At 71.1% G+C, this 10,659-nt stretch carries 9 protein-coding genes; 2 read left to right on the top strand and 7 right to left on the bottom strand.

Going from position 1 to position 10,659, the window contains the following annotated elements; translation table 11 throughout:
• Window positions 1-155: 155 nt before the first annotated feature.
• The gene (locus VIU94_RS07785) at window positions 156-1,484 is read right to left on the bottom strand and encodes a class I SAM-dependent RNA methyltransferase (RefSeq protein ID WP_331908975.1); all 1,329 of its coding nucleotides are present in this window, start codon (window positions 1,482-1,484) and stop codon (window positions 156-158) included.
• 60 nt (window positions 1,485-1,544) lie between these two features.
• Window positions 1,545-3,596, bottom strand: a complete 2,052-nt coding sequence (locus VIU94_RS07790) for an APC family permease (RefSeq protein ID WP_331908977.1) — start codon at window positions 3,594-3,596, stop codon at window positions 1,545-1,547.
• Between the two features lie 234 nt (window positions 3,597-3,830).
• On the opposite strand from VIU94_RS07790, the gene VIU94_RS07795 reads away from it, so the two are divergent.
• Both VIU94_RS07795 and VIU94_RS07800 read left to right on the top strand, forming a co-directional pair.
• Window positions 3,831-4,499: a potassium channel family protein gene (locus VIU94_RS07795; RefSeq protein WP_331908979.1), complete on the top strand. Its 669-nt coding sequence runs from the start codon at window positions 3,831-3,833 to the stop codon at window positions 4,497-4,499.
• Window positions 4,499-5,182, top strand: a complete 684-nt coding sequence (locus tag VIU94_RS07800; protein ID WP_331908981.1) for a potassium channel family protein — start codon at window positions 4,499-4,501, stop codon at window positions 5,180-5,182. Before VIU94_RS07795 ends, VIU94_RS07800 begins: the two co-directional genes overlap by 1 nt.
• 263 nt (window positions 5,183-5,445) lie before the next feature.
• Here VIU94_RS07800 and VIU94_RS07805 read toward each other — a convergent pair whose 3' ends face one another.
• The 5 genes from VIU94_RS07805 to VIU94_RS07825 form a co-directional block, all read right to left on the bottom strand.
• On the bottom strand, window positions 5,446-6,192 hold the full coding sequence (locus VIU94_RS07805) for a DUF3159 domain-containing protein (RefSeq protein WP_331908983.1): 747 nt from the start codon (window positions 6,190-6,192) through the stop codon (window positions 5,446-5,448).
• A gap of 3 nt (window positions 6,193-6,195) precedes the next feature.
• Window positions 6,196-6,594, bottom strand: coding sequence for an OB-fold nucleic acid binding domain-containing protein (locus tag VIU94_RS07810; protein WP_331908985.1), 399 nt, complete (start codon window positions 6,592-6,594; stop codon window positions 6,196-6,198).
• 127 nt (window positions 6,595-6,721) lie between these two features.
• The gene (locus tag VIU94_RS07815; protein ID WP_331908987.1) at window positions 6,722-7,408 is read right to left on the bottom strand and encodes a response regulator; all 687 of its coding nucleotides are present in this window, start codon (window positions 7,406-7,408) and stop codon (window positions 6,722-6,724) included.
• Window positions 7,409-7,434: 26 nt separating this feature from the next.
• Window positions 7,435-10,047, bottom strand: a complete 2,613-nt coding sequence (locus VIU94_RS07820) for a DUF4118 domain-containing protein (protein ID WP_331908989.1) — start codon at window positions 10,045-10,047, stop codon at window positions 7,435-7,437.
• Window positions 10,048-10,169: 122 nt separating this feature from the next.
• Window positions 10,170-10,659 (bottom strand): ABC transporter ATP-binding protein (locus VIU94_RS07825; protein ID WP_331908991.1); only part of this gene is annotated, 490 nt, incomplete at its 5' end.

Here is a 10,659-nt window from a genome sequence, read left to right on the forward strand (position 1 = left end):
GGCACCGAAACTACCCACACCGCCACAGCCCAGCAGCGCAGAGCAAGAACACGCACCTGACGCCCCGCCAGAACGAGCGTCACGGGCGTCATTTCGGCGTCAAGATCGCCTGTAACGCCCACACCGCACATACTGCGCACCCACGAAACCCCAGCTCACGCGTCCTTCTTCACCGGCTCCAGGATCGCCACGCACTCCACGTGGTGCGTCATCGGGAACAGATCGAACGCCCTCAACGTCCGCGCCCGATACCCCCCCTCCGCGAAGTACGCAATGTCGCGCGCCAGGGCGGCAGGGTCGCAAGCGACATAGGCGATGCGCCTGGCGCCCAGGGTCGCGAGGTGGTGGACCGTTTCCTTGCCGGCGCCGGCGCGTGGGGGGTCCAGGACGATGAGGTCTACGTCGGTGATGCGGGTGCGGGGGAGGACCTGTTCCACCTTGCCCTGTTCGATGCGGACGCGGGGGAAGTCGGCCAGGTTGTGGCGGGCGTCCTCGACCGCGCGCTTGCCGTACTCGATGCCGAGGACCGCGCCCTTGTCGCCGACGCGGTCCGCGATCGCGCCGGCGAACAGGCCGACGCCGCAGTACAGGTCCAGGGCCGTGTCGCCCTTGCGCGGGAGCAGGCCCTGCATGACGGCTCGCATCAGGGTGTCCGCGGCCTTCGGGTGGACCTGCCAGAAGCCGCCCTCGCCGACGCGGTACGTGCGCTCGTCGGCGCGCTCGCGGACGAACGGGCGGCCGTGGACGCGGTGCACCGCGCCGTCCTTCTCGCCGATCCGCATCACGGAGACCGGCTTGTCCAGCTCCACGATCGGCAGGCGCGCCCCGGGCCTGGGCGTGAGGATCACCTGGCGGTCCTGCGAGCCCGACGCGGCGATCGCCTCGATCGACGCCATGCCCTCCCAGGTGCGCTTCTCGATGCCCAGCTCGCTGACGCCCGGCGCCGCGATCATGCAGTGGTCGATCACCTCGACCTCGTGCGAGCGGTGCTTGCGCAGGCCCGCGTGGCCCTCCACGTCGACCGCGTACTGGACGCGGGTGCGCCACTGCGGGACCTCGCCCGCGGGAAGCTTGTCGCCCTCGGCCGGCATGACCGTGCCGTCCCAGCCGGCCTCCTCCGGGGTGAGCCCGGCAAGGCGCTTGAGCTGCTCGGCGATCACCTCGCCCTTGAGGCGGCGCTGCGCGCCCGGCTTGGCGTGCTGCCAGTCGCAGCCGCCGCACTTGCCGGGGCCGGCGAAGGGGCAGGGCGCCTCGACCCGGTCCTTGGACGCCTCCAGGACCTCGATCGCGTCGGCGCGCAGGAAGCGGGACGTCTCGTCGCCCTCGGTGACTCGGACGCGGACCTTCTCCCCCGGCAGCGTGTGCCGGACGAACAGCACCCGCCCCGCCTCCGTACGGGCGATGCAGTGGCCGCCGTGTGCCACCGGGCCGACCTCGACCTCGTACTCCTCCCCGATCAACGACGAGACAGGTGCGTTCTGCATGATCGGGGGCTCCAGAGGAAGAGAAAGGTGGGCTGCCGTTTCGAACGGCAGCCCACCAGTCTAGTTGCTCTTTCCGGACGGTTCCTTCGTGCCCTTCTCGACCGGACCGCGCCGCACCGATCCCGGCGCGTTCCACTCCTGGCGCTTGCGCGCCCGCTTCTTCGCGAGCTCGGAGGACCGCAGCTGGTACGGGACCGAGGTCACCATCACGCCGGGCGTGAACAGCAGCCGGCCCTTGAGCCGCAGCGCGCTCTGGTTGTGCAGCAGATGCTCGTACCAGTGGCCGACGACGTACTCGGGGATGTAGACCATCACCGCGTCGCGCGGGCTGTCCCGGCGGACGTTCTTCACGTACTCGATGACCGGCCGGGTGATCTCGCGGTACGGCGAGTCGAGGATCTTGAGCGGCACGTTGATGCCGCGCCGCTCCCACTCCTCCTTGAGCGCCTTGGTCTCCGCCGGGTCGACGTTGACACTGAGCGCCTCCACCTCAGAGGCGTGCATGAGCTTGGCGTACGCGAGCGCGCGCAGCGTGGGCTTGTGCAGCTTGGAGACCAGGACGACGGACCGGACCCGCGAAGGGCGGACGTACTCGTCGGGGCGCTCCTCAGCGGCCGCGATCTCCGCGGCGACGCCGTCGTAGTGCCGGCGGATCGCGGTCATCGTCGCGTAGAAGATGACCATGCCGAGCAGCGCGACCCAGGCGCCGTGGGTGAACTTGGTGGCGAGGACGACGACCAGGACCAGGCCGGTGAAGAAGGCGCCGAAGGCGTTGATCGCGCGGGAGCGGATCATGTGGCGGCGCTTGGCCGTGTCGCGCTCCGTCTTCAGATGGCGGTTCCAGTGCCGGACCATGCCGATCTGGCTGAGGGTGAAGGAGACGAAGACGCCGACGATGTACAGCTGGATCAGCTTGGTCGAGTCTGCGCCGTACACCCACACCAGCAGGATGGCCGCGCCGGCCAGCAGCACGATGCCGTTGGAGAACGCGAGCCGGTCGCCGCGGGTGTGCAGCTGACGCGGCAGGTAGCGGTCCTGGGCGAGGATCGAGCCGAGCAGCGGGAAGCCGTTGTACGCGGTGTTCGCGGCGAGGAACAGGACCAGCGCGGTGGCCGCGGCGAGCACCACGAAGAGGAACGTGCCGTCGCCGAAGACGGCGGCCGCGACCTGCGAGATCACCGGGTCCTGGACGTAGCCCTCGCCGACCGGCTTCCCGTTCTGGATCAGGTCCTGCGCGGGGTTCTCGGCCATCCGCACATCCGTGGCCATGGCCAGGAAGATGATGCCGCAGAACATGGTGACGGCCAGGCCGCCCATCAGGGCGAGCGTGCTGGCCGCGTTCTTCGACTTCGGCTTGCGGAAGGCCGGGACGCCGTTGGAGATGGCCTCGACGCCGGTGAGGGCCGCACAGCCGGAGGAGAAGGCGCGCAGCAGCAGGAAGATCAGGGCGAAGCCGGCCAGGCCCTCCTCCTCGGCCTTGATCTCGAAGTCGGCGGTGGGGGCCCGCATGGTCTCGTCGAGGACGATCCCCTTGTACGCGCCCCAGGCGATCATGATGAAGACGCCGGCGACGAAGACGTACGTCGGGATGGCGAAGAGGCTGCCCGACTCCTTCACTCCGCGCAGGTTCATCAGCGTCAGCAGCACGATGATCACGATCGCGCAGAGGACCTTGTTCTCCACGACGAACGGAATGGCCGAGCCGAGGTTCTCCACTCCGGAGGAGATGGAGACGGCGACGGTGAGGACGTAGTCGACGAGCAGGGCGCTCGCGACGGTCAGTCCGGCCTTGGGCCCGAGGTTGGTGTTGGCCACCTCGTAGTCGCCGCCGCCGCTCGGGTACGCGTGCACGTTCTGCCGGTACGAGGCGACGACCGTGAACATCAGGACGACGACGGCCAGCGCGATCCACGGGCTGAAGTGGTACGCCGAGAGCCCCGCGATCGACAGGACGAGCAGCACCTCGCCGGGCGCGTACGCCACCGAGGACAGGGGGTCGGACGCGAAGACGGGGAGGGCGATGCGCTTCGGAAGGAGCGTTTCCCCGAGCTTGTCGCTGCGCAGGGCCCGCCCGATGAGGATCCGTTTGGGCACGTCGGTCAGTTTGGACACGCAGAGGATCGTAAGCGTTCGAAATACGCCATGCCCACGCGCACCCCCGATGCGCACGGAATCTCCCTGCTGACCACCGCGGATGAGGTCCGGTACGGGGTTGCCGCATAAGCTCGGACCGGGCAACACGGCAGGGCGTTGCCCGCCGCGGCCCGGGCCAGTTGGGCGAGGAAAGTTGTGAGCAGGGTGTATTCGCAGGTCGGCAAGGCGATCAGGAGTGCGGGGTAAGGGGACGTGCACATCGTCATCATGGGCTGCGGGCGAGTGGGAGCCGCTCTCGCGCAGACCCTGGAACAGCAGGGGCACACCGTCGCGGTCGTGGACCAGGACCCGACGGCATTTCGCCGTCTCGGCTCCGGGTTCGGCGGCCGCCGTGTCACCGGCGTCGGGTTCGACCAGGACACGCTGCGTGAGGCGGGCATCGAGGAGGCCGGCGCCTTCGCCGCGGTGAGCAGCGGCGACAACTCCAACATCATCGCGGCGCGGGTCGCGCGCGAGATGTTCGGCATCGAGAACGTGGCAGCGCGGATCTACGACCCCCGGCGCGCCGAGGTCTACCAGCGCCTCGGCATCCCGACGGTCGCGACGGTCCGGTGGACCGCGGACCAGATGCTGCGGCGGCTGCTGCCGTCCGGCGCGGAGCCGCTGTGGCGGGACCCGAGCGGGGGCGTCCAGCTGGCGGAGGTGCACACCGACGCGGCGTGGATCGGGCACAAGGTCAGCAGGCTGCAGGAGGAGACCGGCGTGCGCGTCGCGTTCCTCACCCGACTGGGCGAAGCGATTCTGCCGACCTCGCAGACGGTGCTGCAGGAGGGCGACCTCGTGCACGTGATGATGCGTACGGACGAGATCGAGAAGGTCGAGGCGGCGTTCGCCGCCGGGCCCGAGGAAGGCGGTCACTGATGCGGGTCGCTATTGCGGGCGCGGGTGCGGTGGGCCGTTCCATCGCGGGCGAACTCCTTGAGAACGGGCACGAGGTGCTCCTGATCGACAAGGCGCCGACCGCCATCTCGGTGGAGCGGGTGCCGCAGGCGGAGTGGCTGCTGGCCGACGCCTGCGAGATCACCTCGCTGGACGAGGCGGCGCTGCAGCGCTGCAACGTCGTCATTGCGGCGACCGGAGACGACAAGGTCAACCTGGTCGTCTCGCTGCTCGCCAAGACCGAGTACGGCGTGCCGCGCGTGGTCGCCCGGGTGAACAACCCGAAGAACGAGTGGCTGTTCAACGAGGCGTGGGGCGTGGACGTCGCCGTGTCGACGCCGCGGCTGATGTCGGCCCTGGTGGAGGAGGCGGTGAGCGTCGGCGACCTGGTCCGGCTGCTGCGCTTCAGCCACGGCGACGCGAACCTGGTGGAGCTCACGCTGCCGCCGGAGTCGGCGATCTCGGGCACGCCGGTCGGCGACGTGGCCTGGCCGCAGGACACCTCGCTGGTCACGATCATCCGCGGCTCGCGGGTGCTCACCCCGAGCGCGGAGGAGACGCTGGAGGCGGGCGACGAGCTGCTGTTCGTCGCGGCGCAGGCCCGCGAGGAGCAGCTGGAGGACCTGCTGTCGGTCCGCCGCGAGGAGGGCTCGACGGCCGACTGACGCCGACGGGTGGGTACGACGAAGGGGCCCGGGAAGCGGAATCGCTTCCCGGGCCCCTTCTCGCGTAGGACGGGGGGCGCCAGCGCGGCGTACGAGGTACGCGGCGAACGCAGGCGACTCGCCGGGCCAGGACGGCGGCGGCGCCGCACCGCGTACGCGGTGCGGCGCCCGCGTGCGCAAGCCTCGCGCGCCCCGCACGCATCCGGCGTCGAGCCTCGCAGCGTACGAGGACGACGCCTCGCGCCCCCGTACGCCGCCGAGCGCTACGCCTCCGGCTGCTGCCCCGTCGCCTGGGCCGCGGCGGCCTTGCGGGCCTTCTCGGCGGCCTCCTCGGCCTCCATCTCGGCGAAGACGTCGATCGGCGGCGGGGCCTTCGCGAGGAAGACCCACGTCAGGTACACGGCCAGCAGGAACGGCGGGATCTTCAGGGCGACCAGGACCCAGCCGAGCTGGGTGGTGTCGGCCCACCAGTAGAGCGGGAAGAGGATCGCGCACTTGGCGAGCAGAATCAGGCCCCACGCCCAGCTCGCCTTCGTGTATGCCTTCTTGCGGCCCGGGTTCCGCTTCCGCCAGGAGAGGTTCTCCTTGAAGACCGGGCCGAGGATCAGGCCGATCAGCGGCACGCCCGCCAGCGTCGTGATGATGTACGCGAGGCCGAGGCCGAGCGTGTACAGCATGCCGGGCAGGTAGAAGTCCTTCGCATTGCCCGTCATCATCGCGAAGACGACGCCGAAGGCCACGCCGAAGACGCCACTGAAGGCGTGCTTCACCGTGTCCCGGCGGATCAGCCGGACCGCGACGCACGCCAGCGAGACCGCGAGCGCGGCGATCGCCGAGATGTGCAGGTTCTTGTTGATCGTGAAGATCGTGACGAAGAGCAGACCCGGCAGCACCGTCTCGACCATGCCCCGCAGGCCGCCGAACGCCTCGAACAGCGCGGCCTCCGTGACCTCCTTCGAGGCCGGGGTCGGGTCGTCCTGATCGGTCGGCGGCTTGTCGAGAGACGTCACCGGCTACTCCTGTCCGAGCGGTCGGAGCTCGTATTTGGGGTTGAAGAGGACCCGCCGGCCGTGGCTCATGGAGATCCGGCCGGAGGCGATCAGCTTGCGGCCCGGCTCGATGCCCACGATGGACCGCCGGCCCAGCCATACGACGTCCAGCGGAGCCGTGCCGTCGAACAGCTCGGCCTCCAGCGCGGGCACGCCGGCCCGGGGACGCAGCGTGACCGTGCGCAAGGTACCAGTCACCTTGACTATCTGGCGGTCGGAGCAGTCGGAAATGGGCGTGCACCCGGACTGCTGGGCGTCCACCTGGAGCTCTTCCGACTCCAGGTCCTCCTGCGAGGTGGACAGTCGGTCAAGCATCCGGCGGAACCGTCCGGCGGGCTTCTCCGTACGCGGTGCAGCACTCATACAGCAAGCGTACCGGGCCCCACTGTCGACGGTCCCGCCCCCGGATCAACGCCCGGATCGGCCCCGCAGCGGCGCTGGGATCGGCCCCGCGGCGGCAACTCGGATCAGCCCCGGATCGGCGCTCGAATCAGTGCTCGAAGCGGTAGCCCATGCCCGGTTCGGTGACGAAATGCCGGGGGTGCGACGGGTCCGCCTCCAGCTTGCGGCGCAGCTGCGCCATGTACACCCGGAGGTAGTTCGTCTCGGTGCCGTACGACGGCCCCCAGACCTCCTGCAGCAGCTGCTTCTGGCTGACCAACCGTCCGCTGTTGCGGACCAGCACCTCAAGCAGGTGCCACTCGGTGGGCGTGAGCCGGACGTCCTTGCCGTCCCGCTGCACCTTCTTCGCCGCGAGGTCGACGCTGAACCCGGCCGTCTCGACGAGCACGACCCCGTCCTCTCCCCCGCCGACCGGCTCGGCGCGGCGGACGGCGGCCCGCAGCCGGGCGAGCAGCTCGTCCATCCCGAAGGGCTTGGTGACGTAGTCGTCGGCGCCCGCGTCGAGCGCCTCCACCTTCTCGTCGGAGGTGTGCCGGGCGGAGAGCACCAGGATCGGCACCCGGGTCCAGCCGCGCAGGCCCTTGATGACCTCGACGCCGTCCATGTCCGGCAGGCCCAGGTCGAGGACGACGACGTCCGGGTGGCGCTCGGCGGCGAGCCGGAGGGCGGTCGTGCCGTCCGGCGCGGCGTCCACCTCGTACTTCCGCGCCTTGAGGTTGATCACCAGGGCGCGGACGATCTGCGGTTCGTCGTCGACCACGAGGACCCGGGTCATGGAGGGGTACCTGCTTTCTGCCGGCGTCACGAGACGGCCTGGGCGCTGGAATCGGCGGGGGCGCCGGGTTCGGCGGGGACGGAGTGGGCGGGCGCGCCGGATACGGCGGCGGCGCTGTCCGCAGGCGCGGACGGGTCGCGGCCGCGCGCCGCGCGCAGGGTGAGGACCATGGTGAGACCGCCGCCGGGGGTGTCCTCGGCCGTGATCGTGCCGCCCATGGCCTCCACGAAGCCGCGGGCGACCGCCAAGCCGAGCCCGACGCCCGCGCCGCGCGGCGCGTCGCCGAAGCGCTGGAACGGCTCGAAGATGCCGTCCTTGCTCTCGTCGGGGACTCCGGGGCCGCGATCGACGACGCGCAGCTCGACGCGGTCGCCGAGCGCGCTGGCGGCGACCGCGACCGGGACGCCGTCGGAGCTGTACTTGACGGCGTTCTCGACGATGTTGGCGACGGCCCGCTCAAGGAGGCCCTTGTCCACCTGGACCATCGGCAGCGTCTCGGGGATGTCCAGCTCGGCGCTGCCGTCCGGGACCCCGCCGAGCGCCATCGGAACGACCTCGTCCAGGTCGATGACCCGGATCAGCGGGGTGACCGTGCCGGTCTGGAGCCGGGACATGTCCAGGAGGTTGCCCACGAGGTGGTCGAGCCGGTCGGCGCCGTCCTCGATGCCCTCCAGGAGCGCCGCCACGTCCTCCTCGGACCACTCGACGTCGTCGGAGCGCAGGGAGGAGACGGCCGCCTTGATCCCGGCGAGGGGGGTGCGCAGGTCGTGGCTGACGGCGGCGAGCAGGGAGGTGCGGATCTTGTTGCCCTCGGCCTGCTTGCGGGCGTCCTCGGCCTCGTCGACCAGCCGCTGCCGGTCCAGTACGACGGCGGCCTGGGCGGCGAACGCACCGAGCACGCGGCGGTCCTCGGCGGGCAGCACCCGGCCGGTCAGGGCCAGCGCGAGACGGTCGTTGACGGGCATGTCGACGTCGGCGTCCTCGGGGCGCTCGGCCGGGTGGGGTCCGACGCTCGCCGCGCAGGTCCACGGCTCGACGTCGCCGGCGCGTTCGAGGAGAGCGACGGACTCCATGGAGAAGGTCTCCCGGACCCGCTCCAGGAGGGCCTCCAGCGTCGTCTCGCCGCGCAGCACGCTGCCCGCGAGCAGCGAGAGGGTCTCCGACTCGGCGCGCAGCCGGGCGGCCTGGTGGGTGCGGCGGGCGGCCAGGTCGACCACGGAGGCGACCGACATGGCGACGCCGAAGAAGACCACGATGGCGACGATGTTCTTCGGGTCGGCGATGGTGATCCGGTGGATCGGCGGGGTGAAGAACCAGTTCAGGAGCAGGGAGCCGAAGGCGGCGGAGGCCAGCGCCGGCAGCAGCCCGCCGAGCAGCGCGGCGGCCACGGTCAGCGCCAGGAACAGCAGCATGTCGTTGGCGAGGCCGAGGTCGGCGTCCACGTTGGTGAGCAGCAGGGTGAGCAGCGCGGGCCCGGCGAGGCCGACGAGCCAGCCGGCGAGCCGCCGGGAGCGGCCGAGCCGTGCGCCGCGCGCGACGGGCAGCCCGCGGCCCTTGGCGGCCTCCTCGTGGGTGACGATGTGGACGTCGAGGTCCGGGCCGGACTCCCGGGCGACGGTCGCTCCGACGCCGGGCCCGAGCATGTACTGCCAGGTCTTGCGGCGGCTGGAGCCGAGCACGATCTGGGTGGCGTTGACGCCGCGGGCGAATTCGAGCAGCGCGGCGGGAATGTCGTCGCCTATGACGTGGTGGAAGGTGCCGCCCAGGTCCTCGACGAGGGTGCGCTGGACCGCCAGTTCCTTCGGGGAGGCCGCGGTGAGGCCGTCGCTGCGGGCGATGTAGACGGCGAGGACCTCGCCGCCGGCGCCCTTCTCGGCGAGCCGCGCGGCCCGGCGTATCAGGGTCCGGCCCTCTGGGCCGCCGGTGAGGCCGACGACGATCCGCTCGCGGGCCTGCCAGGTGGAGCGGATGTTGTGCTCGCCGCGGTACTGCTGGAGGTACTCGTCGACCCGGTCGGCGGTCCACAGCAGGGCCAGCTCGCGCAGGGCGGTGAGGTTGCCGGGGCGGAAGTAGTTCGAGAGGGCGGCGTCGACCTTGTCGGGCTTGTAGACGTTGCCGTGCGCCATGCGGCGGCGCAGCGCCTGGGGCGACATGTCGACCAGCTCTATCTGGTCGGCGCGGCGGACGACCTCGTCCGGGACGGTCTCCTTCTGGCGTACGCCGGTGATCGACTCGACGACGTCGCCCAGGGACTCCAGGTGCTGGATGTTGACCGTCGATATGACGTCGACGCCGGCCGCGAGCAGCTCCTCGACGTCCTGCCAGCGCTTGGCGTTCCGCGAGCCCGGGACATTGGTGTGGGCGAGTTCGTCCACCAGGGCGACGGCGGGCCGCCGGGCGAGGACCGCGTCCACGTCCATCTCGGTGAACTCGGCGCCCCGGTACTCCAGGGTCCGGCGGGGCACCTGCTCCAGGCCGTGCAGCATGACCTCGGTACGCGGCCGGTCGTGGTGCTCCACGAAGCCGACGACGCAGTCGCCGCCGCGCTCCACGCGCCGGTGCGCCTCGGAGAGCATCGCGTACGTCTTGCCGACGCCCGGTGCCGCACCGAGGTAGATCCGAAGCTTGCCGCGTCCCATGGGACGACCATACGTCCAGCACACCGGGCGTTCCGTACGCGTGAGCGACCCCCGGAACGTCCTTGACGGGATTCTGACGAGGACCCGCCAGGCGCATGCCTCGGTCGCGCCTCAGTCCCGCCTCAGTGCTCGACGATCTCCCCGTCGCGCAGTTCCAGGACCCGGTCCGCAAGGCCCAGGAGCTGCGCGTCGTGCGTGGCGACCAGGGCCGTGACGCCCTCGCTGCGCACCACGGCGCGGAGCAGCTGCATGACCGCCAGGCCGGTCTCGGCGTCCAGCTGGCCGGTCGGCTCGTCGGCGATCAGCAGGGACGGGCGGTTGGCCAGCGCGCGGGCGATGGCGACGCGCTGCTGCTGGCCGCCGGAGAGCTCGCCGGGCCGTTGCGCCGCGTGATCGGCGAGTCCGACCAGGGTGAGGAGCAGCTCGACCCGCTCGTCACGCTCCTTCGGGTCGGTCTTGCGCAGACGCATCGGCACACCGACGTTCTCGGCAGCCGTCAGGATCGGGATCAGGCCGAAGGACTGGAAGATGAAACCGATCCGGTCGCGGCGCAGCTCCAGCAGGCCGTCCTCACCGAGGCCGGCCAGATCGGTGCCGGCGACGGTGATGCGG

Origin of the sequence: Streptomyces sp. (assembly GCF_036566765.1) — a bacterium.
Taxonomy (GTDB): domain Bacteria; phylum Actinomycetota; class Actinomycetes; order Streptomycetales; family Streptomycetaceae; genus Streptomyces.